This is a genomic window from Arthrobacter paludis (genome assembly GCF_056782315.1).
Map to the genome: position 1 here is coordinate 272,294 of NZ_JBXAEW010000003.1, position 25,187 is coordinate 297,480.

Below are 25,187 nucleotides of genomic sequence, written 5' to 3' on the forward strand. Positions count from 1 at the left end.
GCTACATCCCCACCGCGGCGAGCAGGTGGCCGACCTCCTGCGGGCCCAGCGGGCGGATGGTGCCCTGCTTCTGGTCGCCGAGGCGGATGGGGCCGATCTGCGTGCGCACGAGCCGCTTGACGGGGTGGCCGACGGCGGAGAACAGGCGGCGCACGATCCGGTTGCGGCCGGAGTGCAGCACGACCTCCACCAGGACGGTGCCGGGCGCGGAGTCCACGAGCCGGAAGGAGTCGACGTTGGCCCAGCCGTCCTCGAGCTCGATGCCCTCGCGCAGCCGGGCGCCGACGCCCTGGGCCATGGGGCCGGGCACTTGCACCAGATAGGTCTTGGGGATCTCGTAGGACGGGTGGCTGAGCCGGTTGGCGAGCTCGCCGTCGTTCGTCAGCAGCAGCAGCCCCTCGGTGTTGGTGTCGAGGCGCCCGACGTGGAACAGGCGCTCGGGCCGCTTCTTGAGGTAGTCGGAGATGCAGCGCCGGCCCTCGGGGTCGTCCATGGTGGACACGACGCCGCGGGGCTTGTTGAACACGAAGTAGGCCAGCTGCTCGTTGAGCTGGATGCGCATGCCGTCCACGTGGATGGCCGCGGTCGCCGGGTCCACGCGGACGCCGAGCTCCGTGACGATCTCGCCGTCGACCTCCACGCGCCCGGCCGTGATGAGGTCCTCCGCGACGCGGCGGGAGGCGACGCCCGCGTTGGCCAGCACCTTCTGCAGGCGCACGCCGTCGGCCGGATCCGCCTTCCGCTGGGAGGTCTCGGACCGGCGGCCCGCCGCGGGGCGCTCCCCCACCGGGCCCAGGTTGCGCCCGAACCGCTCGGAGCCGAAGGGCTTGGGCCCGCGCTGGCGGCCCGGGGCCTGCTTGGCGCCCGCCTTGCCGCCGGCCCGGCCGCCCGGCCCGGCGCCCTGGCCGCCCTTGGCGCCCGCCTTGCCGCCGCCGCGGCCGCCCGGGCCGGGTCCCTGGCCGCCCTTGGCGCCGGACGCGCCCTGGCCGCGCGGCGCGCCCGACCGGTCGCCGCCGGGGCGGCCGCCCTGGCCGGGGCCGGGCTGGCCTCCGCGCTTGCGCGGATTGCCGCCGGAACGGGGTGCCTGTGTCATGTGTGTCCTCCGGGTGCCCGGGGGTGCGGGCTAGAAGTCGTCGGTGTCGAAGTCCCCGAGCTGCTCCACTCCGGGCAGGCGGGGGGATAGACGCGGCAGTTCGGAAACGCTGCCAAGACCCAATCTTTCCAGAAAAAACGGGGTGGTCGAATACAGTGTGGCTCCCGTCTCCGGGTCGGTGCCCGCCTCGGCCACCAGCCCGCGGGCCAGCAGGGTCCGCACGACGGAGTCCGCGTTGACCCCGCGGATGGCTGCGATGCGGGCTCGGGACACCGGCTGGCGGTACGCCACGATCGCCAACGTCTCGAGCGCGGCCTGCGTCAGGCGCGCCGTCTGGCCGTCGAGAACGAAGCGGGAAACCCACGGCGCGAAGTCGCGCCGCGTGTAGACGCGCCACCCGCCGGCGGCCTCGCGGAGCTCGAAGCCCCGGGCCGCGCCGTCGTACTCGGCGCGCAGGCCGGCGAGCAGCTCCACGACCTCGGCCACGGGCGCACCGACCGCGGCGGCCAGCCGCTCGGCGGGCACCGGCTCGTCGACGACCATGAGGACCGCCTCGAGCGCGGACCGGAGCCCGCCCGGCAGCTCCGCCGGGTCCGCAGCGCCCGGGTCCGCAGCGCCCGGGTCCGCGCCGACGGGGTCGCGGCCCGCGGCCCGCGCGCCCTCCGGCTCCGCGGGGCCCCGGTCCGTGGCGTCGTCCATCGCTGCCTCCATCTCCTCCGGCCCGGTCACGGCGCGTCCCCCGCGCCGGGCGCCTCGTCGTATTCGGCGACGGCGGCGCCGGCGGACCAGTCGCGGCCCGCCGCGCTCCAGTGGACGAGCAGCTCGCCCAGCGGCGCGGCCTGGTCCAGGCCGACGACGCGGTCGCGGTACATCTCCAGCAGGGCCAGGAAGCGGGCGACGACGACCAGCGTCGAGTCCGCGTCCGCGACCAGGGAGCGGAAACTGTGGTCCCCTCCCCCGCGCAGGCGCTCGGCGAGAAGCCCGGCCTGCTCGCGCACGCTCACCGGGGGCGCGTGCAGGTGCCCCGTGCCGACTTCGGTCGGCGCCGGGTCCTTCGGGGCCAGGGCCCGCTCCGCGATCCGGGCGAAGTCCTCCGGCGCCGTCCCCCACACGAGCTCGGGGAGCAGTGCGGCGAAATGCGGCTCGAGGCCCACCTGGCGGGGATACCGGGTCGATTCGCGCTCGAGCCGGCCGGCGATGTCCGCGGCCGCGGCCTTGAACGCCCGGTACTGCAGGAGCCGGGCGAAGAGCAGGTCCCGGGACTCGAGCAGGGCGATGTCCTCGTCGGACTCCACGTCCCCGGCGGGCAGCAGCCGGGCCGCCTTCAGGTCCAGCAGCGTCGCCGCGACCACCAGGAACTGCGTGGTCTCGTCCAGCGCCCGGTCCCCGATCCGCGCGCGCAGCTCCCGCAGGTAGCCGATGAACTCGTCGGTCACGGCCGCGAGCGAGACCTCGGTGATGTCGAGGCGCCGGCGCGTGATGAGCGAGAGCAGGACCTCGAACGGGCCGCTGAAGTTCTCCAGCTCGACCGAGAACCCGGCCGGGGCCCGCTCGTCCTCCGCGGGGCCCTCGGCCTCCGTCGTCGGCCCCGCGGGCGCGGCCGTCATCAGGGGGCGCCCCCGCGGCTGATCAGCTCCTTGGCCAGCGTCCGGTAGGACTCGGCGCCGGCGTGGTTCGAGGCGTAGGAGGTGATCGGCTCGGCGGCGACGTTCGCGTCGGCGAACTTGATGGTGCGCTTGATGACCGTCTCGAAGACGCGGTCGCCGAACGCCTCGAGCAGCCGGCCGAGGACCTCCCGGCTGTGCAGGGTCCGGGCGTCGTACATGGTGGCGAGGACGCCGTCGATCACCAGGTTCGGGTTGAGCCGGTCCTGGACCTTCTCGATGGTCTCGATGAGCAGCGCGACGGCGCGCAGCGCGAAGAACTCGGCCGTGAGCGGGATGATGACGCCGTGGGCCGCCGTCAGCGCGTTGACGGTCAGCAGGCCCAGCGAGGGCTGGCAGTCGATGAGGACGACGTCGTAGTCCTCGGCGACCTTGCGCAGCGAGTGGGACAGGACCTGCTCGCGGGCGACCTCGTTCACGAGCTGGACCTCGGCGGCGGAGAGGTCGATGTTGGCCGGCAGCAGGTCCACGCCGTCGACCTCGGTCGTCAGGATCGCCTCGCGGATGTCGACCTTGCGGTCCATCAGCACGTTGTAGACCGTGAGGTCGAGCTCGTGCGGGTTCGTGCCGAACCCTGCCGAGAGCGCGCCCTGCGGGTCGAAGTCGACCAGCAGGACCCGGCGCCCGTATTCGGCGAGCGCCGCCGCCAGGTTGATGGTGGACGTCGTCTTGCCGACGCCGCCCTTCTGGTTGACCATCGCGATGATCCGGGCCGGACCGTGCCCGTCGAGGGGCGTCGGCTCCGGGAACCGGGTCAGGGGACGACCGGTGGGACCGACGGCGGGCGGCTCCTTGAGCAGTCCTGCCGTTCGCGTCCTCGTGCCCTGTTCCTCGCCCACGGTATGAACCACGCTTCCGTTCGTTTGTCGTCGTCGGGTTGTGCTGTCGGGTCCAAGGCTATCGCCCGCGCGGGACGCCCGGTGGGACGCGCACGCGACCCCGGCGAGCCTTGAGGTTGAGGCTGAACTGGAGGGTTCGGCCGCTTCCGGGGGCCGGGCGGACCGACCCGCCCGGTGGGCACCGGACCACTCTAGACCGAATGGCGCGTCCCGGCGGCGCGCCCGGACGCGCCGCGGGGCGGGGCGGCGCGTGCGCCGCCCCGCCCCGCGGGGACCGGTCTGCCGGGCTAGTGGGCGTCCGGCTCGAGCGAGAGCTCGTCGAACGGCCGGCGCCCGGCCAGGACCTCGCGCGCCTGCTCGAGGTCGAGCTCGCGGGTCCACTTGCCGATCAGCAGCGTCGCGACGGCGTTGCCGGTGAAGTTGGTCAGGGCGCGGCACTCGGACATGAACTTGTCGATGCCGACGATCACGCCCATGCCGTCCAGGAGTTCCGGGCGGTGGGACTGCAGGCCGGCAGCGAGCGTGGCCAGGCCGGCGCCGGTCACCCCGGCGGCGCCCTTGGACGCGACGATCATGAACACCAGCAGCGAGACCTGCTCGCCCAGGCTCATCGGCATGCCCATGGCCGTCGAGACGAACAGCGCGGCCATGGTCAGGTAGATCGCGGTGCCGTCCAGGTTGAACGAGTAGCCGGTGGGGACGGTGATGCCGACGACCGGCTTGGAGACGCCGGCGTGCTCCATCTTCGCGATCAGTCGCGGCAGCGCGGACTCGGAGGAGGAGGTGGAGAAGATCAGCAGGTACTCGCGGGCCAGGTAGCGCAGCATCGCGAAGATGTTCAGCCCGGTGACCGCCTTGAGCAGCGTGCCGAGGACGACGACGATGAACAGCGCGCAGGTGAGGTAGAAGGAGCCCATGAGGATGGCCATCGAGCCGATGGCGGCCCACCCGGTGGCGCCGACGACGGCGGCGATGGCGCCGAACGCGCCGATCGGGGCGACCCACATGATCATCATCATCAGGCGGAACACGACCGCCTGGACGTTCTTGATGGCGGTGAGCACCGGCTCCCCGGCCTTGCCCATCGACTGGAGGGCGAAGCCCACGAGCAGCGCCAAGACGAGGGTCGGCAGGACCGGGATGTCGCCCGGGATCATCTCCAGCAGGAACGCGACCGTCGGGTTGTCCGCCGCCTTGGAGTCCTCGTAGGGCTTCAGCTCCAGGCCGCTGCCCGGGTGGATGAGGTTGCCGACGACGAGCCCGATGGCCAGGGCGAACGTGGACATGGTGATGAAGTAGCCCATGGCGAGGCCGCCGACCCTGCCGACCGTGGCCGCCTTGGCGACGGAGCCGACGCCCAGGACGATGGTGCAGAAGATGACCGGGGCGATGATCATCTTGATCAGGGCCACGAAGGCGGTGCCGAGCGGCTTGAGCGACTTGCCGAGCTCCGGGAAGAGCAGGCCGACGGCGGCGCCGAGCACGACGGCACCGATCACCAGGATGTAGAGCCAGTGGGTGCGGTCCTTGCGCCGGGCGCCGGGGCCCGCGGGGGCCGGGCCGCCCGCCTGCTGTTGCATCGTGGCCATGGGGGTTCTCCTTCGACGGATGTGAGGTGGATCGCTATCCATCGTGGGGTCGGCCGTGTCGCGGGCCACGCTTGCGTTCATAATGGTCACGCACACCGAGACGGACGAGGGGACGCATGCAGGCAACAGCCGCGCCGGAGGCCGGCCGCGGACGGGCGTCGCTGGCGGCCCGCCTCTTCGCAGGGCAGCTCGCGGTGCTCGCCGCCGTCGCCCTGCTGGTCGGGACCGCCACCTACCGGTTCGCCGAGGCCCAGGTGCGCGGGTTCGCCGCCCAGCGCGTCGCCAGCGTCGCCGAGACGCTCGCCCACGACCCGTTCGTCGCCGCCGCCGTCGACGCCCCGGACCCGTCCTCCCGGCTGCAGCCGTTCGCGCGCGAGATCCTGGCGACCGCCGCCGTCGACTTCGTGACCATCATGGCCCCGGACGGGACCCGCTACACCCACCCCAACCCGGCGCGCATCGGCGGCACGTACATCGGCAGCCGCGCCGAGGCGCTCGCCGGCCGCGCCCACACGGAGACCTACACGGGCACGCTCGGCCCCTCGGTGCGCACCATCGTGCCCGTGCGCGACGGCGCGGGCCGCATCACCGCGCTCGTCGCCGTCGGGGTCACCCTGGACACGCTCGCGCCGCGCGTGGCGGACCTGCTGCCGCCGATCCTCGTCGCGGCCGCCGCCGTCGTGCTCCTCGGCGGCGCGGCGGCCTGGGTCCAGTCCCGCTACCTGCGCCGCGCGACGCTCGGCTACGGGCCCGAGGAGCTGCGCCGCCTGTTCGCCTACTACGACTCGGCCCTGCACTCCCTCCACGAGGGGCTGGCGCTCGTGGACCGGCGCGGCCGGCTCGTGCTCTACAACGACCAGGCCGCCGCCCTGCTGGACCTGCCGCCCGAGGGGGCCCTGCGGCCCGTGCCGGTCGCCGAGCTGCCCGTGCCCGAGTCGCTGCGGGACCTGTTCGCCAGCGCCCGGCGCACCGTCGACGAGATCCACCTGACGGAGCGCCGCGTCCTCGTGGTGGGCCAGCAGCCGGCGGCCGCCCCCGCGTTCGGCCCGGCCACGCGGCTGCCGTTCCGCCGCCGCCCCGACCGCTATCCCGGGGGCGGGCTCGGCACCGTGGTCACCCTGCGCGACCACACCGAGCTGCAGGCGCTCGCCGGCGAGCTCGAGTCCCTCCGCACGCTCTCCGACGCCCTGCGCGCCCAGACGCACGAACACGCCAACCGGCTCCACACCGTGGCCACGCTCATCGAGCTGGGCCGCACCGGCGAGGCGCTGGAGTTCGCCGTCCGCGACCGCCAGGATTCGCAGCGCCTCACGGACGACGTCGTCCGCTCCATCGACGAGCCGTTCCTCGCCGCCCTGCTCGTGGGCAAGGCCGCGCAGGCCCACGAGCGCGGTGTGGCGCTCAGCCTCAACGCCGACGGCGCCCTGCCGGCCGGGCTCCTGGACGCCCGCGACCTCGTGACCATCACGGGCAACCTCATCGACAACGCCCTGGACGCCGCGGCCGGTTCCGCCCAGCGGCGCGTCTGGGTCGACCTGTCCGCGGCCGCGGACGAGCTCGTGCTCACGGTCGCCGACTCGGGCCCCGGCGTCGACCCCGAGCACCTGGAGGGCCTACTGCGCCTGGGCGCCACCAGCAAGCCGGCCACCGGGCCCGGCGGGCGCGGGCTGGGGCTCGCGCTCGTGCGCCAGGCCGTGGACCGGCTGGGCGGCACACTCACCGTGGACAACGACGGCGGGGCCATCTTCACGGTCACGCTGCCCCTGGGCGCGGGGAGGCCCCATGGCGGCTGAGCCCCAGCGCGTCCTGCGCGTCCTGGTGGCCGACGACGAGCCGCTCACGGCCGCCGCGCACGCCGACTTCGTGCGCCGCGTGCCCGGGTTCGCCGTGGCCGGGGTCGAGCTCACCGGCCACGGCGTCCTGCGCGCGCTGGCGGAGGCCGCCGCCGCCGGGGAGCCGGTCGACGTCGTCCTGCTGGACATGAACCTGCCGGACCTGCACGGGCTCGACGTCGCCCGCCGCGCCCGGGGGCGGGGCAGCACCGTGGACATCATCGCGGTCACCGCGGTGCGGGACCTGAACGTCGTGCGCTCCTCGATCGCGGCGGGGATCGTCCAGTACCTCATCAAGCCGTTCGGGTTCGCGGTGTTCCGGGACAAGCTGGAGAGCTACCGGGTGTTCCGGCTCAGCCTGGCCCCGGACGGCGCGGCGACGCAGGACGCGATCGACGGGGCCTTCGCGGCGCTGCGCTCGGCAGCCCCCGCGCCGCTGCCCAAGGGGCTGATCGGCGAGACCCTCGCCGCCGTGCGCCGCGCCCTCGAGGAGGCGGGGGCGCCGCTCTCGGCGACGGAGGTCTCCGACCGGCTGGGCCTCTCCCGCGTGACGGCCCGCCGCTATCTGGAGCACCTGGCGGAGGCCGGGGCCGCGGCCAAGGCCCCGCGGCACGGAGGGCGCGGACGCCCCGAGTTCGAGTACTCGCCCCGGCGGTAGGCCGCACCGGCCGGACCCCGTCCCGGGCGGCGCCCGGCGGCGGGGCCCCGTCCCGGGCGGCGCCCGGCGGCGGCGGGCCCGGGCCGGCTAGCGCCCGGCGGCGGGGCGCAGCAGCGGCAGCAATTCGTCCACGACGCCCGGGTCCTCGATGGTGGAGGGCACGGTGTAGGGCTTGCCGTCGGCGATCAGCCGCATGGTCTTGCGCAGGATCTTCCCCGAGCGGGTCTTCGGCAGCCCCGGCACGACGTGCACCTCGCGGAAGTCGGCGACCGGGCCGATCTCCCGGCGGACCAGCGCCACGAGCTCCCCGGCGAGCGCCTCCTCCCCCGTCGCCGCGCCGGACTTGAGCACCACGAACCCCCGGGGCCGCTGCCCCTTGAGCGGATCGGCGACGCCGATGACGGCGCACTCCGCCACGTCCGGGTGCGACCCGAGCACCTGTTCCATGGCGCCGGTGGACAACCGGTGCCCCGACACGTTGATGACGTCGTCGGTGCGGCCCATCACGAAGAGGTACCCGTCGGCGTCCAGGTACCCGGAGTCCCCGGTGGCGTAGTGGCCCGGGAACTGGCTCAGGTAGGACTCCACGAACCGGGCGTCGTTGCCCCACAGGGTCGCCAGCGTGCCGGGCGGAAGCGGCAGCTCGATGGCGATGTTGCCCTCCGTGCCGGCGGGGACCGGCTCGCCGAGCCCGTCCAGGATCCGCAACCGGTACCCGGGCACGGGCACGCTCGGGGACCCCGGCTTCAGCGGAAGGGGCTCCAGGCCCACGGGGTTCGCGGCGATCGGCCACCCGGTCTCCGTCTGCCACCAGTTGTCCACGACGGGGACGCCGAGCGCCCCGGAGGCCCAGGCGTAGGTGTCCGGGTCCAGCCGCTCCCCGGCGACGAACAGGGTGCGCAGGCTGGAGGTGTCGTGTCCGGCCAGCAGCTCCGCGTCGGGGTCGGCCTTCCGCACGGCGCGCAGGGCGGTCGGGGCCGTGAACAGGGCCTTGGCCCGGTGGTCCGAGACGAGCCGCCACAGCGCGCCCGCGTCGGGCGTGCCGACCGGCTTGCCCTCGTAGAGCACCGTGGTGGCCCCGGCGACGAGCGGGCCGTAGACGATGTAGGAGTGGCCGACGACCCAACCGACGTCGGAGGCGGTCACCATGGTCTCGCCCGGCCCGACGCCGTAGACCGTACGCATCGAGAACTCCAGGGCGGTCGCATACCCGCCCGTGTCCCGCACGACGCCCTTGGGGGCGCCCGTCGTGCCGGAGGTGTAGAGGACGTAGAGCGGGTGGGTCGAGGGCACGGGAAGCGGCTCGGCGGGCTCCGCGCCGCGGGCGGACTCGTCCCAGTCCAGCCAGTCCTCGGCGCGGTCGGCGTAGTCGGCGATGGAGTGGCCGAAGCCCTCGCGGTGTGCCACGACCACGGTCTCGACCCGGTGCCCGGCCACATCCAGGGCCTCGGCGACGTTGGGCAGGTACTCGATCCGGCGCGCCGGCTCGATCCCGCCGCTGGCCGTAAGGATCGCCGTGGGCCGGGCGTCGTCGATGCGCGCGGCGAGCTCGCGGGGCGCGAACCCGCCGAAGACGACCGAGTGGACGGCGCCGATGCGGGCACAGGCGAGCATCGCGACGACCGCCTGCGGGACCATCGGCAGGTAGACGACGACGCGGTCCCCCGCCCCGATTCCGCGGGACGCCAGGGCCCCCGCGAAACGGGCGACCTCGTCGCGCAGCTCGCGGTACGTGAAGGTGCGCACGGTGCCCGTCATGGCGGAGTCGTGGACGAGGGCCGGGCGGTCGCCGTGCCCGGCGTCCACGTGGCGGTCCAGCGCGTTGCGCGACATGTTCAGCTTCCCGTCCGGGAACCACCGGTACAGCGGCGCCGCGGAGCCGTCCAGGGCGCGCGTGGGCGGAACGTCCCACTCCAGCCGCCGCGCCGCGTCGAGCCAGAACCCCTCGGGGTCGGCCTCGCTGCGGTCGCGGCATTCGCGGTACGTCGTCATGGGGGGCTCCTTCGGTTCGCCTGCGGTCCCGGGGCCGGCGCGGACGCCGGCGCCGCCGGACCGAGCATATGCCGCGCGTCACAGCAATTCAAGGGATTTGTATACACAGATCGTCGGCGATTGGTGAAGAGCCGGAGAATTTCCTCCGATGGGGGTGACATTCCGGCTTGCATGTATACACTGGGACCATGCGAGCCAGTGACAAGGCCTACCGGGCGCTACGGCAGGACATCGTCGAGTGGCGCCTGCTGCCCGGGACGGTGCTGGCCGAGGTCGAACAGGCCGAGCGGCTGGGCCTCTCCCGCACCCCCGTGCGGGAGGCGATCGCTCGGCTGGTCGCCGACGGGCTGGCCGCCCAGCAGGGAGGGCGCGGCACGGTGGTCTCGGAGGTCTCCCCCGACCACGTGGACGACCTTTTCGCGCTGCGGCGCGCCCTGGAGGTCGAGTCCGCCCGGCTGGCCGCCGCCGCCCGGCGCGGGGCCGGGAGCCCCGAGGACGGGTTCACGGACCTGGCCGCCCGGTTCCGCGACGCGGCCCGCACGCTGGGCGACGGACCCGCCGGCCGGGAGGACTACTACGTCCTCGCGGGCGAGCTGGACGCGGCGATCGACGCCGCCGTCGACAACCCCTACATCGGCCAGGCGCTGCGCCAGCTGCGCCTGCACCTGCACCGCGTCCGCCGGCTCTCGCAGGACGACCCGGCGCGGTTGCGCGAGTCCGCCGGCGAACACGCGGCCATCGCCGCCGCGATCGCCGCCGGGGACCCCGAGCGGGCCGCCGCCGCCACGCTCGTCCACCTGGCCCACAGCCTGGACAACATCAAGACCCACGCACCCGAGAAAGAGGGCACCGCATGATCACGCACCCCGTCCGAGTCCACCGCAGCGAAGAGAACCTGGCCCGCGAGGACCAGCTCGCCCACAAGATCGCCGCCGTCGCGGCCGACCCGGTGGCCGTCGACGCCGACGTCGCCGAGATGGTCATCAACCGGGTCATCGACAACGCGTCGGTCGCGGTCGCCTCCCTCAACCGCGGCCCGATCGTCGCGGCCCGGGCGCAGGCCCTGACCCACGCGCCCTCGTCCGGCGGCGCCGGCGCCTCCGTGTTCGGGATCGGCGAGCGCGTGTCCCCCGAGTGGGCCGCCTGGGCCAACGGCGTGGCCGTGCGCGAGCTCGACTACCACGACACGTTCCTGGCCGCCGAGTACTCCCACCCCGGCGACAACATCCCGCCGATCCTCGCCGCCGCGCAGCACGCCGGGCGCAGCGGCGCCGACCTGCTGCGCGGCATCGCCACCGGCTATGAGATCCAGGTGGACCTCGTCAAGGCGATCTGCCTGCACAAGCACAAGATCGACCACGTTGCCCACCTCGGCCCCTCGGCGGCCGCGGGCCTGGGCACGCTGCTCGGCCTCGACGTCGAGACCATCTTCCAGGCGGTCGGCCAGGCCCTGCACACCACGACGGCGACCCGGCAGTCGCGCAAGGGCGAGATCTCCACCTGGAAGGCCCACGCCCCGGCGTTCGCGGGCAAGATGGCCGTGGAGGCGGTCGACCGCGCGATGCGCGGGCAGACCTCGCCGGTGCCGATCTACGAGGGCGAGGACGGCGTGATCGCCTGGCTGCTCGACGGGCCGGACGCCCGCTACGAGGTGCCCCTGCCGGGCCCGGGCGAGTCCAAGCGCGCCATCCTCGACACGTACACGAAGGAGCACTCCGCGGAATACCAGGCGCAGGCCTGGATCGACCTGGCCCGGAAGCTGCACCGCGAGCACCCGGACGCCACGGACCCCGCGAACGTGAAGTCGATCGTCATCCGCACCAGCCACCACACCCACTACGTGATCGGTTCCGGCGCGAACGACCCGCAGAAGTACGACCCGACCGCCTCGCGCGAGACGCTCGACCACTCGATCCCCTACATCTTCACGGTTGCCCTGCAGGACGGGGCGTGGCACCACGTGGACTCCTACGCGCCGCGCCGCGCCGCCCGACCGGACACGGTCGAGCTGTGGCACAAGGTGACCACCGAGGAGGACCCCGAGTGGACCCGCCGCTACCACTCGCTCGACATCGCCGAGAAGGCGTTCGGCGGGTCCGTGGAGATCACGCTGAACAACGGCATGACCATCTCGGACGAGATCGCCGTCGCGGACGCCCACCCGCTCGGGGCGCGGCCGTTCGCCCGCGACCAGTACGTGGGCAAGTTCCGCTCCCTCGCCGAGGGGCTGGTCGACGACGCCGAGATCGACCGGTTCCTCGCGGCCGCCGAGCGGCTCCCGGAGCTGGCCGCCGGAGAGCTGGACCAGCTGAACATCGCGGCGGCCGCCGGCGTCGTCGACCTCGTCTCCGCACCGAAGGGGCTGTTCTAGCCATGCTGTACTCGACCACCACGCCCGAGGCCAAGCGCCGGGCCCTGCGCGAGTCGCTGGTCCCGGGCGCCGCCCGCCAGTTCCCCGGCGCGTTCAACCCGGTCTCCGCGCGCCTCATCGGCGAGAAGGGCTTCGACGGCGTCTACATCTCCGGCGCCGTGCTCGCCAACGACCTGGGCCTGCCGGACATCGGCCTGACCACGCTCACCGAGGTCGCCACCCGGGCCGGGCAGATCGCCCGGATGACGGACCTGCCCGCCATCGTCGACGCCGACACGGGCTTCGGGGAGCCGATGAACGTGGCACGCACGGTCCAGGAGCTCGAGAACGCGGGGCTGGCCGGCTGCCACATCGAGGACCAGTTCAACCCCAAGCGCTGCGGCCACCTGGACGGCAAGAACGTCGTCGACCTGGACACGATGGCCAAGCGCATCGCCGCCGCGGCGGACGCACGCAGGGACCCGAACTTCCTCATCATGGCGCGCACCGACGTGCGCGCCGTGGACGGGCTCGACGCCGCCGTCTCGCGCGCCAGGGCCCTGGTCGACGCGGGGGCCGACGCGATCTTCCCCGAGGCCATGCGCGACCTGTCGGAGTTCGAGGCGGTCTGCCGGGCCGTCGACGTCCCGGTGCTGGCGAACATGACCGAGTTCGGCAAGTCCGACCTCTTCACGCGCCAGCAGCTCGCCGACGTCGGTGTCGCGATCGTCATCTACCCCGTGACGCTGCTGCGCAGCGCCCTGGGGGCGGCCGAGCGGGCGCTCGACGCCATCGCGGCCGACGGCACCCAGGAGGGGGCCGTGGATTCCATGTTGACGAGGGCCCGCCTCTATGAGCTAGTTGACTACGAGGCCTACAACCGCTTCGACACCGGCATCTTCAACTTCCAGGTCCCCGGCCTGGACATCGCGTCCAACAACGCGGACCGCTGACCGCCCCTCCGGGCGGGAGGCCCCGTCCGGACCACCGCAGAAGGATAGGACCATGACCACACAGACCACCGAGATCAAGAAGGGCCTGGCCGGCGTCGTCGCCGACTACACGGCCGTCTCGAAGGTGAACCCGGAGACCAACTCGCTGCTCTACCGCGGCTACCCGGTGCAGGAGCTGGCGGCGGAGAAGTCCTTCGAGGAGGTGGCGCTGCTGCTGTGGCTGGGCGAGCTGCCCACCGCCGCGCAGCGCGACGAGTTCGTGGCCCTGGAGCGCTCCCACCGGGCGCTGGCGGACAACGTCAAGGCGGCCATCGACCTGCTGCCGAAGGACTGCCACCCGATGGACGTCGGCCGCACGGCCGTCTCCGTGCTGGGCGCGAACCACCCCCAGGCCGGCGACTCCTCCCCCGAGGCGGAGCTGCGCAAGGCGCAGGAGCTGTTCGCGATGTTCCCCGCCGTCGTCGCCTACGACCAGCGCCGCCGCCGCGGACTGGACGCCGTCGCCCCGCGGGAGGACCTGGACTACTGCCAGAACTTCCTGTGGATGGCGTTCGGCGAGGAGGCCCCGGAGCCGGTCGTCGACGCCTTCCGGGTCTCGATGGTCCTCTACGCGGAGCACTCGTTCAACGCCTCGACGTTCACGGCCCGCGTGGTGACGTCCACGCTGGCGGACCTGCACTCCGCCGTCGTCGCCGCGATCGGCGCCCTGAAGGGCCCGCTGCACGGCGGCGCGAACGAGGCCGTCATGCACACGTTCGAGGAGATCGGGATCCGCCCGGAGGAGACCCGCGAGGAGGCCGCCGTCCGCGCCAAGGCGTGGATGGAGGACGCCCTGGCCGCGAAGAAGAAGGTGATGGGCTTCGGGCACCGCGTCTACAAGCACGGCGACTCCCGCGTCCCGACCATGAAGGCCGCCCTGGACCGGATGGTGGAGCACTACGGCCGCGGCGAGCTGCTCGGGCTGTACGACGGGCTGCAGCGGGCCATGGACGAGGCCAAGGGCATCCAGCCGAACCTGGACTACCCGGCCGGCCCCACCTACCACCTGATGGGCTTCGACACGGACATGTTCACGCCGCTGTTCATCGCCGCCCGCATCACCGGGTGGACGGCGCACATCATGGAGCAGCGGGCCGACAACTCGCTGATCCGCCCGCTCTCCGCCTACAACGGGCCGGACGAGCGCCACCTCTAGGGGCACGGGAGGGGCCCGCCGGATCAGCGGCCGGCGGCCCCGTCCCAGGCCACGGCCTCGTAGCGGCCGACGGAGACGTTGTCCGCGGCCAATTCGACGCGCACGCGCAGGCGCCGGCCCGCGAGCAGCTCCGGCAGCCAGCGGCCGGAATCCTCCCACATCCGCTCCGCGGGCAGGCCCGACACGGGGTGCCATTCGGGGGCCAGCTCGTCCGTCTCGCGCGGCTCGCCCCGGGCCGCCGCGGCGAGGAACACCCGGCAGTCCATGTCGGCGGCCGGGTCCGCCGGGAACCGGAACTCCACCAGGCCGGCCTCGCGCAGGTCGGCGGGGTCCGCGGACAGCCCGGTCTCCTCCTCCAGCTCCCGGGCGGCCGCGGCCGCGGGCGTCTCGCCGGGCTCGATCTTCCCGCCCGGGGCGACGACGCGCCCGCGGCCGAAGCCGCGCTTCTTGACGCCCAATAGCACGCGCGCGTCGGCGCCGGTGCCGCGGACGGGCAGGCAGAGGACCACGGGGACTGGCATGCCGGAAGACTACCGCGCGCGGGGGTGGGCCGCCGCGTAGACCTCCCGGAGCGTGTCCGCGGTGACCAGCGTGTAGATCTGGGTGGTGGTGACGGACGCGTGCCCGAGCAGCTCCTGGACGACGCGCACGTCCGCCCCGCCCTCGAGCAGGTGCGTGGCGAAGGAGTGCCGCAGCGTGTGCGGGGAAACGTCGCGGGTGCTCCCGGCGCGCTCGGCGGCGGCCTTGAGGACCGACCACGCGGACTGCCGGCTCAGCCGGCCGCCGCGCAGGTTCAGGAACAGCGCCGGCGTCCCGGCCCCCTTCGCCGCGAGCGCGGGCCGCGACCGGACCAGGTAGGCGCGCAGCGCGCGCACCGCGTAGGAGCCCAGCGGCACCACCCGCTCCCGGGAGCCCTTGCCGAAGAGGCGGACGACGGCGGGGCCGTCGCCGTCGTCGAGCCGCAGGTCGTCGACGTCGAGGCCGACCGCCTCGCTGATCCGCGCACCGGTCGAATAGAGGAACTCGAGCAGCGCCCGGTCCCGCAGCCCGGACGGGGCCTCGAGGGGGACCGACTCGATGAGGGCGGTGACCTCGGAGACCGGGATCGCCTTGGGCAGGCGCTGGACGGCGGCCGGGGGCTTGAGGTCGGCGGCCGCGTTGTCGGCGGTGGTCCCCTCGAGGGCCCAGAACCGGTGGAGCCCGCGCACGGCGACGACGCAGCGTGCGGCCGATCGGGCGCTCAGCGCGGCGCCGCCGTCGCTGCCCTCGCGGATGGCCTGGGCGAAGCCCGTCGCGTCGCGCGGCGCCACGGCCTGCGCCGACTCGATCCCGGCGGCGCCCAGGTAGTTGGCGTAGCGCGTGAGGTCCCTGCGGTAGGCGGCGACCGTGTTCCGGGCCATGCCCCGCTCGACGGAGAGGTGCTGCAGGTAGGCCTCGACCTGCCGCCGGAGCGGGGTCGCCGGGGACGGGGCGCCGTCCGCGTCCGGCAGGCTGCCCCGGTCCCGCGGACCGGCTTCGGCCGGCGTCCCGGCCGGTCCCGGCGTGCTGGCGGTGTCCATGGGCGGCGCTATGCCCCCGCGGTGCCCCGGGCCGCGGAACCCAGGCGGGGGTGGCTGTCCCATGCGTCGCGGGCCGGCCGCCCGGCGGCGCCCGTGGTCCGGGCGGCGTGCAGCGCAAGCAGCCCGGCGACGGCGGAGGGGTTGTGCAGGCGGCCGTCGAGGACGGCTGCGACGGCCTCCCCCAGCGGAACCCAGGCGAAGTCCATCCCGGCCTCCTCGTCCGTGCGCTCGTGGCGCTCGGCCTCGGGCACTTCGGACAGGCCGGTGGCGTGGTAGATCCGGATCGCCTCGCTCGAGGAGCCCGGCGAGTTGAACATGTCCGCGAGCACCGACCATTCCCGGGCACGCAGGTCGGCCTCCTCGGCGAGCTCGCGGACGGCCGCGTCGAGGGGGTCCTCGCCGTCGACGTCCAGCAGGCCCGCCGGGATCTCCCACAGGTCCATGTCGACGGGGCGCCGGTACTGGCGCAGCAGCAGGATCCGCCCGCCGTCGTCCTCGACCACGACCGCGACCGCGCCCGGGTGGTCGATGTAGTCCCGCTCCAGCACCTGCGCGTCGGGACCGAACTCGAACCGGTCCCGGACGACGTTCCAGATCCGGCCCTCGTAGACGGTGTCGCTGGTGAGCAGGCGGTGGCGGCCGGCCGAGTCGGCCGGACCGCCACCGGGTGCCGCCATGCCTACTTCCCGGCCTTCTGGTGGTCGAGGGCGGCGTTGACCAGGCCCGCGAACAGCGGGTGCGGGCGGGTCGGGCGGGAGCTGAGCTCCGGGTGCGCCTGGGTGGAGACGTAGTACGGGTGCACCGTACGCGGCAGCTCCACGAACTCGACGAGCTTGCCGTCCGGCGACGTGCCGGAGAAGACGAGCCCGTGGCGCTCCAGCTGCTCGCGGTAAGCGTTGTTCACCTCGTAGCGGTGGCGGTGCCGCTCGGAGACCTTGGTCTTGCCGTAGGTCTCGGCGATGACGGAGCCGGACTTGAGCTTCGCGTCGTAGAGGCCCAGGCGCATGGTGCCGCCGAGGTCGCCCTCGCCGGCGACGATCGCGAGCTGCTCCTCCATGGTGGCGATGACCGGGTGCTTGGAGTCCGGGTCGAACTCCGTCGACGACGCGTCCTCGAGCCCGGCGACGTTGCGCGCGTACTCGATGACCATCGACTGCAGGCCCAGGCAGAGCCCGAGCGCCGGCAGCCCGTGCTCGCGGGCGTGGCGCAGGGCGCCCAGCTTGCCCTCGAGGCCGCGGATCCCGAAGCCGCCCGGGACGCAGATCGCGTCGACTCCGGCCAGGGACTTGGCCGCGCCCTCCGGCGTGGAGCACTCGTCGGAGGGGACCCAGCGGATCGCGACCTTCGCCGCGTTCGCGAACCCGCCGGCGCGCAGGGCCTCGGTGACGGACAGGTAGGCGTCCGGAAGGTCGATGTACTTGCCGACCAGCGCGACCTCGACGTGGTGCTTGGGCTGGTGGACGGCCTCGAGCAGCCGCTCCCACTGCGTCCAGTCGACGTCCTTGAACTTCATTCCGAGGGCCTGGACGATGTACGCGTCGAGGCCCTGGCGGTGGATGATCACCGGGATGTCGTAGATGCTCGGGGCGTCCGCGCAGTTGATGACCGCCTCGGGATCGACGTCGCAGGTGCGGCCGAGCTTGACGCGCATCTCCTCGGGGATCTCCCGGTCGGAGCGGATCACCAGCGCGTCGGGCTGGATGCCGATGGAGCGAAGGGCCGCCACGGAGTGCTGGGTCGGCTTGGTCTTGAGCTCCTGGCTCGGGCCGATGTACGGGACCAGGGAGACGTGCACGAAGAACACGTTGTTGCGCCCGACGTCCTGGCGGATCTGGCGGGCCGACTCCAGGAACGGCTGGGACTCGATGTCGCCGACCGTGCCGCCAATCTCCGTGATGATCACGTCCGGGGCCTTCTTCGCCTCGGACGGCAGGCGCATGCGCCGCTTGATCTCGTCGGTGATGTGCGGGATGACCTGGACGGTGTCGCCGAGGTAGTCGCCGCGGCGCTCCTTCTCGATGACCGTGGAGTACACCTGGCCGGTGGTCACGTTGGCCGAGCCGTCGAGGTCCTCGTCGAGGAACCGCTCGTAGTGGCCGATGTCGAGGTCGGTCTCGGCGCCGTCGTTGGTGACGAACACCTCGCCGTGCTGGAACGGGTTCATCGTTCCGGGATCGACGTTCAGGTAGGGGTCGAGCTTCTGCATCGTGACCGAAAGGCCGCGCGCCCGCAACAAGTGGCCCAGGCTCGAGGCGGTGAGCCCCTTGCCGAGCGAGGAGGCGACGCCGCCCGTCACGAAGATGTGCTTCGTGGGTTGGGGGGACCGGGAACTACGGGAGAAAGTACGCTGCACCACGGGGTTCGAGCCTATCATCAATTGGCCGGCGGGGACTGCGGCCACTCTACTGTCCCGCGGGCGCAAACGCCTCGACTGCCGCGCGCGCATCCGCGAGGAGTTCCTCGGCGTGGGCCTGCGCCGTGTCGGAGTGCTCCTGCCCGGCCAGCATCCGCGCGAGTTCCCGGACCCGGTCGGTGCCCTCGAGCGGCAGGACGTCGCTGGCAGTGAAACCGGCCCCGTCGTCGGCGGCGGCGTCCGAGGTCTTGATCACGCGCACGTGCCGGTCCGCGAACGCGGCGACCTGGGGCAGGTGCGTCACGACGAGGACCTGGACGTGGCGGGCCAGCATCGCCAGGCGCCGGCCGATCTCGACCGCCGCCTTGCCGCCGACCCCCGCGTCGACCTCGTCAAACACGAACGTGGGCACCGGGTCGACCTCCGCCAGGACCACCTCGATGGCCAGCATGACCCGGGAGAGCTCGCCCCCCGAGGCCCCCTTGCCCAGGGGCCGGGGCGCGCTTCCGGCGTGCGGCTGCAGCAGCATGGCGACCTGGTCGGCGCCGTGGGGGCCGCGGTCCGCGGCGTCCTCGACCTCGACGACGAAGCGCGCGTCGGGCATCGCCAGCGCCGCCAGCTCGGCCGTGACGCGCTCCCCGAGCATCCGCCCGGCCGCACGGCGGTGTTCCGTCAGGTCGGCGGCGAGCGAGCCCACGGTGGCGTCGAGCGCGTCCCGCTCGGCGGTCAGCGCGTCGATGCGTCCGGTGTCGTCCTGCAGCTCCGTGAGCCGCTCCCGCGCCTGCCCCGCCCACTCCAGGACGCCGTCGACCGAGGGCGCGTACTTGCGCACCAGCCCGGCGAGCTCCGCGCGCCGTGCCTCGACCTCCGCGAGCCGCTCAGGGCCCTCGGAGTCCAGCGAGGAGGCGTAGCTGGCCAGGTCCGTCGACGCCTCGGAGGCGAGGATCCCGACCTCCGCGAGCCGGCCGGCCAGCGTCCCGAGCTCGGGGTCGTCGCCGGAGACCTGCTCGAGCGCGCGCTGGGCCGCGTCAACGAGGCCCACCGCGTCGGGGCCGTCGGAGTACTCGTCCCCGGCGAGGGCGGCGCGCGCCGTCAGGGCCGCGGTGCGCAGGGCCTCGACGTTCGCGAGCTTCTGCGCCTCGGCCTTCAGCGCGTCGTCCTCCCCCGGCTGGGGGTCGGCGGCGTCGATCTCCTCGAGGGCGGCCTGGAGCGACTCCGCCTCGCGCAGCCGCTCCCGGGCCTGGGACGCCAGGGCGTCGAGCTCGGCCGCGACCTCGCGCCAGCGGGCGTACGCCTCCCGGTAGGAGCCGAGGGTGTCCTGCAGGCCCGCGCCCCCGAACTTGTCGAGGGACTCGCGCTGGGCGGCGGCCCCCTTGAGCCGGAGCTGGTCGGTCTGGCCGTGCACGGCGACGAGGGCCTCCCCCAGCTCGGCGAGCACGCCCACCGGCGTGGAGCGCCCGCCGACGGCGGCCCGGCTGCGGCCCTCGGCCCCGAGGAAGCGGGCGAGCATCAGGTCGGCCTCGCCGTCGTACTCCTCCACCAGCGCCCCCGCCTCCTCGGCGCGGACCAGGGCGGCGTGTCCGGCGGGAAGCCGCAGGGTCGCCTCCGCGACGGCCTGCTTGGCGCCGTGGCGGACGGCACCGGCGTCGGCCCGGCGTCCGAGCAGCAGGCCCAGGGCCGTGACGACCATGGTCTTGCCCGCGCCGGTCTCGCCCGTCACGGCGGTGAACCCGGGCCCCAGCGGCAGGGTCGCCTGCTCGATGACGCCGAGGGCGGTGATGCGGATCTCCTCGATCACGGGTGGCCTCCCTCCTCGGGGCGCGGCCCGAGGTGCCGCGGCTCGACGGTCTGCAGCGGTGGCGCGACGATCGGCAGCGCCGTCGTCGTCGTGGCGGCGCGCTCGCGCTCGGGGACGGGCCCGCGCCAGCCCCCGGTCGGCAGCTGGAACTTACGCACGAGCCGCTCACTGAACGGGGTGCGGTTGACGCGGGCCAGCCGCACCGGCTTCGGCGATCGAACGACCTCGATGCGGGCCCCCGGCGGCAGGTCGATGGTGCGGCGGCCGTCGCACCAGAGGACCGCGGGCGCGTCGGTGCGCGTCAGCACCTCCACGGCCAGCCGGGAGTCGGGGCCCACGACGAGGGGCTTGGCGAACAGGGCGTGGGCGCTGATGGGCGCCATGATGAGCGCCTCGACCTCGGGCCAGACGACGGGCCCGCCGGCGGAGAACGCGTAGGCGGTCGAGCCGGTGGGTGTGGCCAGGACCATGCCGTCGCAACCGAACGTGCTCAGCGGCCGCCCGTCGACCTCCATGACGACCTCGATCATGCGTTCGCGGTTGGCCTTCTCGACGGCTGCCTCGTTGAGTGCCCAGGTGTGGGCGATGCGGCGGTTGCCGACCCATGCCTGCACGTCGATGGTCATCCGCTCCTCGACCGTGTACTCGCGGTTGACCACCCACTCGACGGTTCGGCTCAGGTCGGCCCGCTCGCTTTCCGCGAGGAACCCCACGTGCCCGAGGTTGACGCCCAGCAGCGGGACGGTGGAGTTGCGCACCAGCTCGGCGGCGCGCAGCACGGTGCCGTCGCCGCCGAGCACCATGCCCAGGTCGATCTGTGCGAGGTCGACGTCCTCGTCGAGGATCTCGACCGCGAGCGTCTCCCCCGCGGCCGCGTTGCGCAGGTTCTGCAGCTCACGGCGGCGCATGACGGGGATGAGCCCGGCGTCGCGCAGGCTGCGGCAGGTGTCCAGCGCGGCCTGCAGCGCGTCGTCGCGGCCCGTGTGCGCCAGGACCAGGATCCGTCTCATGCCTTCCCTTCCATCGGCTGCGGGCGACGCGCCGGGGCGCACGCCCGGATCAAGAATAGTCAACCGCCCCGAGCAGGCCCGGGACGTCGCCGGGCGCGGCCGCGGCTCCGGCGGGCTGGCGGACCAGGTGCAGGAAGAATTCCACGTTCCCATCCTGCCCGGGCAGCGGGCTGCGGGCGATGCCCGCGGGGACGAGCCCCGCCGATGCCGCCGCGTCCAGGACGGATGCGACGGCGCGCCTCCGCTCCTGCGGATCGGAGACGACGCCGGTGCGCGGGAGGCGCTCGCGGCCGACCTCGAATTGGGGTTTGACCATCAGGACCAGGTCCGCCCCCGGCCGCGTCGCCGCGGCGAGGGGGGCCAGGACCAGCGTGAGCGAGATGAACGACAGGTCGGCGACGACCAGGTCCACGGGCCCGCCGACCTCCCCGGGGTCGAGATGGCGCACGTTGAGGCCCTCGTGGACGTCGACGCGCGGGTCGCCGCGGAGGCGGTCGACGAGCTGGCCGTGGCCGACGTCGACGGCGGCCACGCGTTCCGCGCCGCGGCGCAGGAGCACGTCGGTGAACCCGCCGGTCGACGCGCCGGCGTCCAGGCAGCGGCGGCCGGCCACGGAGACCTCGGGGAACGCGTCGAGGGCGCCGGCCAGCTTGTGGCCGGCACGGCTGGCGTACTCGTCCCCGGCGGCGGGCGCGACGGCAATCGGCGTGCCGGGGGCGACGTCCCGGGATGCCTTGGAAGCGGTCCTGCCGTCGACGGCGACCCGGCCCTCGGCGACCATCCGGGCGGCGGCGGTGCGCGAGGCGGCCAGGCCCCGCGCCACCAGTTCGCGGTCCAGGCGCGGCATCAGGGACCCGGTTCCCCGGCGTCCAGGGCCGCGCGGAGCCGCTCGTGGACCCCCTCGAGGACGCCCTGGTGCTCCGCGACGGGCGCGTGGCCGAGCGTTTCCAGGGCCTCGACGGCGGCGTCCACCGCGGGATCGCCCGTGCCCGCTTCGGTCCGTCCCTCAGCCATGGGCGCCGCCAGAGCGGTGGTCGAAGGACAGGTCCGGGGTCGTGGACTCCGCGGCGTGGGGGTGCGCGTACCACCAGGCGGCGCAGGCGGCCCGCCACGCGTCGAGGTCGTCCGGGGAGCCGGAGACCCTCAGGGCATCGCCGTCGACACGGGCGCGGGCCGCGCCGCAGGCGACATCGCTGCCGGTGGCTTGGATGGCCGGGTAGGGCTCGAGGAGGCCGCCGAGGTCTGCGAGCAGGAAGTCCGGCCGCTGCTCGGCGGGCGCCGCCAGGATGCTCTGGCGCGTGTCGATACCGGTCAGGACGGCGGCCGTGGCGAACCCGGCGCGCCGCCCGCCGAGAATGTCGGTGTCGAGCCGGTCGCCGACCACCAGCGGCTTGGCCGCCCCGAGGCCCTCGGCCGCCAGCTTGAACAGCGTGGGCTCCGGCTTGCCGGTGGCGCGCGGGCGGGTTCCGGTGGCGGTGGCGACGGCGTCGACCAGGGACCCGTTGCCGGGGGCAGTCCCCTCGGCCCGGGGAATCGTGGCGTCGAGGTTGGTGGCAACCCAGACGGCGCCGCGGGCGACGGAGTAGGACGCCTCGGCCAGGTCCCGCCAGCCGACGGCCGGGTCGAAACCCTGGATCACCGCCGCAGGCCGGTCCGCCGCGGAGGAGACGGGGGCCAATCCGTGCGCCACGACCCGGTCCCTGAGGTAGGCGCTGCCGACGACGAGCACGCGGGCCCCGGGGTCCACCAGGTCGGCCAGGAGCTGCGCCCCGGCGTCGGCCGAGCCGTAGACGGACTCCGCCGTCGCGGGCGCGCCGAGCTGCCGGAGGTGCTCCGCGACCGCCTCCGGGGAACGGGCCGCGTTATTCGTGATGTACGCGAGCCCCACGCCGAGGGGCTCCAGCCTCCCCAGGGTTTCCGTCGCTCCGGGGATCGCCTCCTGCCCCGCGTAGACGACGCCGTCCAAGTCCGACAGGACGGCGTCGTACGCGGAGACCAGCATGCCGGTCTGCGCCATCTAGTCGCGGTCCTCCGGCTCGGGGGCACCGCCGTCGGCGGCTTCGGACACGTCCGTGCCGTCGGACGGGTCGCGGGTTTCCACCTCGTGGAGGCTGTCCTCCTCGTCGAAGCCGAGCTCCTCCCGCTCCGCGGGGGCGTCCTGCCGGTCCTGCTCCCCGTGGCCGAGCGCGTCGCCGGAGTCCGCCGCGGTGTCCGCGGGGCTTTCGGCCCCTTCCGCGGGTGCCTCGCCGGCAGGCATGACGTCGCGGACACGGGGCTTCGGACGGGGCTCCTCGTCGTCGCCGACGAGGTCGATGATTTCGGGGTCGGCGAACTCGCCGACGCCCAGGGCGTTCTCCGCGACCCGCACCTGGCGGCGCCAGCGTTCGGCCTCGTCCGTCCGGCCGACGGTTTCGAGGGCCTCCGCGTAGACGGCATAGAGCCGGGGGCTGAAGGAGTAGGCCCGGTTGATGTCCAGCTGCGGGATCTCCAGTTCCTTCACGGCTTCCTCGTGGCGGCCGAGGTCGGCCTGCGCCCCCGAGGCGACGATCGCCATCTCGACGCGCCCGGGCACGTCGAGGGACGCGGCCTCCTCGCCGTGCGCCGTTTCGAGGGCCTTCTCGGGCCGGTCCATGGCGCGTTCGCAGTCCGCCATGGCCGGGAGGTGGACGTTCGAGCCGCTGATCCGGCGGAACGTGCGGAACTCGCGCAGGGCGTCGGCGAATCGGCCGGAGGCGTAGGCGGTGAGGCCCACCGCCTCGCGGACGACCGCGACGCGGCCGCCGCGGCGGCTCGCAGCCAGCGCGTGCTCGTAGGCGGCCTCAGGGTCGATGTCGATCAGGCGGCCGGCCATGACCAGGTGCTTGGAGACCCACTCGGCGTTGCGCTCCTCCAGGTAGCGCAGCTCCGCCCGCGTGCCGCGGTCGAGTTCGCGCCCGGTGACGTCCTCGTCGATGTCCGGGGACGGTGCGCGGTCCGGTCGGTTCGCCGTCCGCAGGTCCGCGGGGTTGTGGTGCGGAGTCCGGTCACCTTCCCGGCGCGGACCGCGGTCCCCACGGAAACCCCCGTCACGGCGCTCGCCACCACGGAAGCCACCCTCTCGGGGGCCACGATCACGGTTCCCGCCGAATCCGTCCTCCCGACGGTCATCGCGGCGGAAGCCACCCTCGCGGCGGTCACCTCCGCGGAAACCGCCCTCGCGGCGCTGCCCGCCGTCACGATCCCCACGGAAACCGCCCGCACGGGGCCCGCGATCGCGGTTCCCGCCGAATCCGTCTTCCCGACGGTCATCCCGGCGGAAGCCACCCTCGCGGCGGTCCCCACCACGGAATCCACCCTCCCGACGCTCGCCACCACGGAATCCGCCCTCGCGGGGGCCACGATCGCGGTTACTGCCGAAACCGCCTTCACGGCGTTCGCCTCCGCGGAAGCCACCCTCGCGGCGCTGCCCGCCGTCACGGTCCCCACGGAAACCACCCTCGCGGCGCTGCCCGCCGTCACGGTCCCCACGGAAACCACCCTCACGGCGGTCCCCACCACGGAAGCCACCCTCGCGGCGCTGCCCGCCGTCACGGTCCCCACGGAAACCACCCTCACGGCGGTCCCCACCACGGAAACCATCTTCCCGGGGGCCGCGATCACGGTTCCCGCCGAATCCGTCGTCCCGACGGTCATCGCGGCGGAAGCCACCCTCGCGGCGGTCCCCACCACGGAAACCGCCCTCACGACGCTCGCCACCACGGAAACCGCCGTCACGGTCCCCTCGGAAACCGCCCTCGCGGCGTTCGCCTCCGCGGAAGCCACCCTCGCGGCGCTGCCCGCCGTCACGGTCCCCTCGGAAACCGCCTTCACGGCGCTCGCCTCCACGGAAACCGCCCTCGCGGCGATCGCCGCCCCGGAAACCGCCGGACCGCCCGCTCTCGCGGGGCCCCCGGGGGTCCCGCTTCTCCGGCCGGCCTTCGTTGCGGGACTGGTCCTGGTTCTCGGCCACGACGGCGATTCCTCTCTGGCGGCCAGGGGCCGCGGTCTCATGCAGGTGGATCCGCGCGCGCGGATCCGTCGACAACTCATTCAATCTTAGAGCGCCGTTCGAGTTGGTTGTGGTGGTTAAGCGTCAGGACCCCCAACCCTGGTGGGGGTTGGGGGTCCTGGTAATGGTTGTCCGGCGGTGTCCTACTCTCCCACACCCTCCCGGGTGCAGTACCATCGGCGCTGTGGGTCTTAGCTTCCGGGTTCGGTATGGGACCGGGCGTTTCCCCCACGCTATGGCCGCCGTAACCCTTTCACCGCCCTGTCGTGGCAACC

General features: G+C 73.9%; 23 protein-coding genes and 1 rRNA gene. 7 read left to right on the forward strand and 17 right to left on the reverse strand.

The features are described from left to right. Nucleotide 1: 1 nt before the first annotated feature. From AC1Q5D_RS04085 to AC1Q5D_RS04105, 5 genes are all read right to left on the reverse strand, one after another. Nucleotides 2-1,093: a pseudouridine synthase gene (locus AC1Q5D_RS04085; RefSeq protein ID WP_481737287.1), complete on the reverse strand. Its 1,092-nt coding sequence runs from the start codon at nucleotides 1,091-1,093 to the stop codon at nucleotides 2-4. A gap of 30 nt (nucleotides 1,094-1,123) precedes the next feature. Then, complete coding sequence (gene scpB, locus AC1Q5D_RS04090) at nucleotides 1,124-1,792, reverse strand: SMC-Scp complex subunit ScpB (protein ID WP_481737288.1); 669 nt, start codon at nucleotides 1,790-1,792, stop codon at nucleotides 1,124-1,126. A 26-nt stretch (nucleotides 1,793-1,818) separates the two neighbouring features. Beyond that, on the reverse strand, nucleotides 1,819-2,700 hold the full coding sequence (locus AC1Q5D_RS04095) for a segregation and condensation protein A (RefSeq protein ID WP_481737289.1): 882 nt from the start codon (nucleotides 2,698-2,700) through the stop codon (nucleotides 1,819-1,821). Next, nucleotides 2,700-3,596 (reverse strand): ParA family protein, encoded by an 897-nt coding sequence (locus AC1Q5D_RS04100; RefSeq protein WP_481737290.1) that lies wholly within the window; start codon nucleotides 3,594-3,596, stop codon nucleotides 2,700-2,702. Before AC1Q5D_RS04100 ends, AC1Q5D_RS04095 begins: the two co-directional genes overlap by 1 nt. A gap of 287 nt (nucleotides 3,597-3,883) precedes the next feature. Continuing rightward, nucleotides 3,884-5,176, reverse strand: a complete 1,293-nt coding sequence (locus tag AC1Q5D_RS04105; protein ID WP_481737316.1) for a cation:dicarboxylate symporter family transporter — start codon at nucleotides 5,174-5,176, stop codon at nucleotides 3,884-3,886. Between the two features lie 125 nt (nucleotides 5,177-5,301). Here AC1Q5D_RS04105 and AC1Q5D_RS04110 point away from each other — a divergent pair, with 125 nt between their 5' ends. Further along, on the forward strand, nucleotides 5,302-6,978 hold the full coding sequence (locus tag AC1Q5D_RS04110) for a sensor histidine kinase (RefSeq protein WP_481737291.1): 1,677 nt from the start codon (nucleotides 5,302-5,304) through the stop codon (nucleotides 6,976-6,978). Beyond that, a complete protein-coding gene (locus tag AC1Q5D_RS04115) occupies nucleotides 6,968-7,675 on the forward strand; it encodes a response regulator (RefSeq protein ID WP_481737292.1) in 708 nt (235 codons plus the stop codon). The genes AC1Q5D_RS04110 and AC1Q5D_RS04115 overlap by 11 nt, the downstream gene beginning before the upstream one ends. Before the next feature lie 87 nt (nucleotides 7,676-7,762). On the opposite strand, the gene AC1Q5D_RS04120 is transcribed toward AC1Q5D_RS04115, so the two are convergent. Then, the gene (locus AC1Q5D_RS04120; protein WP_481737293.1) at nucleotides 7,763-9,667 is read right to left on the reverse strand and encodes an AMP-binding protein; all 1,905 of its coding nucleotides are present in this window, start codon (nucleotides 9,665-9,667) and stop codon (nucleotides 7,763-7,765) included. A gap of 188 nt (nucleotides 9,668-9,855) precedes the next feature. Between AC1Q5D_RS04120 and AC1Q5D_RS04125 the strand changes: the two genes are divergently transcribed. From AC1Q5D_RS04125 to AC1Q5D_RS04140, 4 genes are read left to right on the forward strand one after another with little or no spacing between them, the layout of a single operon-like run. Further along, nucleotides 9,856-10,524, forward strand: coding sequence for a GntR family transcriptional regulator (locus AC1Q5D_RS04125; RefSeq protein ID WP_481737294.1), 669 nt, complete (start codon nucleotides 9,856-9,858; stop codon nucleotides 10,522-10,524). Continuing rightward, nucleotides 10,521-12,038, forward strand: a complete 1,518-nt coding sequence (locus tag AC1Q5D_RS04130; protein WP_481737295.1) for an MmgE/PrpD family protein — start codon at nucleotides 10,521-10,523, stop codon at nucleotides 12,036-12,038. The genes AC1Q5D_RS04125 and AC1Q5D_RS04130 overlap by 4 nt, the downstream gene beginning before the upstream one ends. 2 nt (nucleotides 12,039-12,040) lie before the next feature. Further along, the gene (gene prpB / locus AC1Q5D_RS04135) at nucleotides 12,041-12,970 is read left to right on the forward strand and encodes a methylisocitrate lyase (protein ID WP_481737296.1); all 930 of its coding nucleotides are present in this window, start codon (nucleotides 12,041-12,043) and stop codon (nucleotides 12,968-12,970) included. A 52-nt stretch (nucleotides 12,971-13,022) separates the two neighbouring features. Beyond that, a complete protein-coding gene (locus tag AC1Q5D_RS04140) occupies nucleotides 13,023-14,165 on the forward strand; it encodes a bifunctional 2-methylcitrate synthase/citrate synthase (RefSeq protein ID WP_481737297.1) in 1,143 nt (380 codons plus the stop codon). Between the two features lie 23 nt (nucleotides 14,166-14,188). Here AC1Q5D_RS04140 and AC1Q5D_RS04145 read toward each other — a convergent pair whose 3' ends face one another. The 10 genes from AC1Q5D_RS04145 to AC1Q5D_RS04190 are packed head-to-tail and all read right to left on the reverse strand — an operon-like array spanning nucleotide 14,189 to nucleotide 23,736. Continuing rightward, on the reverse strand, nucleotides 14,189-14,686 hold the full coding sequence (locus AC1Q5D_RS04145; RefSeq protein WP_481737298.1) for an 8-oxo-dGTP diphosphatase: 498 nt from the start codon (nucleotides 14,684-14,686) through the stop codon (nucleotides 14,189-14,191). Between the two features lie 9 nt (nucleotides 14,687-14,695). Continuing rightward, on the reverse strand, nucleotides 14,696-15,724 hold the full coding sequence (xerD, locus tag AC1Q5D_RS04150) for a site-specific tyrosine recombinase XerD (RefSeq protein ID WP_481737299.1): 1,029 nt from the start codon (nucleotides 15,722-15,724) through the stop codon (nucleotides 14,696-14,698). 8 nt (nucleotides 15,725-15,732) lie between these two features. Next, the gene (locus tag AC1Q5D_RS04155) at nucleotides 15,733-16,401 is read right to left on the reverse strand and encodes an NUDIX domain-containing protein (protein WP_481737300.1); all 669 of its coding nucleotides are present in this window, start codon (nucleotides 16,399-16,401) and stop codon (nucleotides 15,733-15,735) included. 2 nt (nucleotides 16,402-16,403) lie between these two features. Then, nucleotides 16,404-18,098: a CTP synthase gene (locus tag AC1Q5D_RS04160; protein ID WP_481737317.1), complete on the reverse strand. Its 1,695-nt coding sequence runs from the start codon at nucleotides 18,096-18,098 to the stop codon at nucleotides 16,404-16,406. A gap of 28 nt (nucleotides 18,099-18,126) precedes the next feature. After that, complete coding sequence (gene recN / locus AC1Q5D_RS04165; RefSeq protein ID WP_481737301.1) at nucleotides 18,127-19,875, reverse strand: DNA repair protein RecN; 1,749 nt, start codon at nucleotides 19,873-19,875, stop codon at nucleotides 18,127-18,129. Continuing rightward, nucleotides 19,872-20,885, reverse strand: a complete 1,014-nt coding sequence (locus AC1Q5D_RS04170) for an NAD kinase (protein ID WP_481737302.1) — start codon at nucleotides 20,883-20,885, stop codon at nucleotides 19,872-19,874. Before AC1Q5D_RS04170 ends, recN begins: the two co-directional genes overlap by 4 nt. 49 nt (nucleotides 20,886-20,934) lie before the next feature. Next, nucleotides 20,935-21,732 (reverse strand): TlyA family RNA methyltransferase, encoded by a 798-nt coding sequence (locus AC1Q5D_RS04175; RefSeq protein ID WP_481737303.1) that lies wholly within the window; start codon nucleotides 21,730-21,732, stop codon nucleotides 20,935-20,937. Beyond that, nucleotides 21,732-21,899 (reverse strand): hypothetical protein, encoded by a 168-nt coding sequence (locus tag AC1Q5D_RS04180; RefSeq protein ID WP_481737304.1) that lies wholly within the window; start codon nucleotides 21,897-21,899, stop codon nucleotides 21,732-21,734. Before AC1Q5D_RS04180 ends, AC1Q5D_RS04175 begins: the two co-directional genes overlap by 1 nt. Continuing rightward, the gene (locus tag AC1Q5D_RS04185; RefSeq protein ID WP_481737305.1) at nucleotides 21,892-22,902 is read right to left on the reverse strand and encodes an HAD-IIA family hydrolase; all 1,011 of its coding nucleotides are present in this window, start codon (nucleotides 22,900-22,902) and stop codon (nucleotides 21,892-21,894) included. The genes AC1Q5D_RS04180 and AC1Q5D_RS04185 overlap by 8 nt, the downstream gene beginning before the upstream one ends. After that, nucleotides 22,903-23,736: a hypothetical protein gene (locus AC1Q5D_RS04190; RefSeq protein WP_481737306.1), complete on the reverse strand. Its 834-nt coding sequence runs from the start codon at nucleotides 23,734-23,736 to the stop codon at nucleotides 22,903-22,905. Nucleotides 23,737-23,892: 156 nt separating this feature from the next. On the opposite strand from AC1Q5D_RS04190, the gene AC1Q5D_RS04195 reads away from it, so the two are divergent. Then, nucleotides 23,893-24,963 carry a hypothetical protein gene (locus AC1Q5D_RS04195; protein ID WP_481737307.1) on the forward strand — a complete coding sequence of 357 codons (1,071 nt, stop codon included), beginning with the start codon at nucleotides 23,893-23,895 and terminating at the stop codon, nucleotides 24,961-24,963. Nucleotides 24,964-25,042: 79 nt separating this feature from the next. Here the strand turns inward: AC1Q5D_RS04195 and rrf are convergent. Then, nucleotides 25,043-25,159, reverse strand: a 5S ribosomal RNA gene (gene rrf / locus AC1Q5D_RS04200). Nucleotides 25,160-25,187 lie beyond the last annotated feature (28 nt).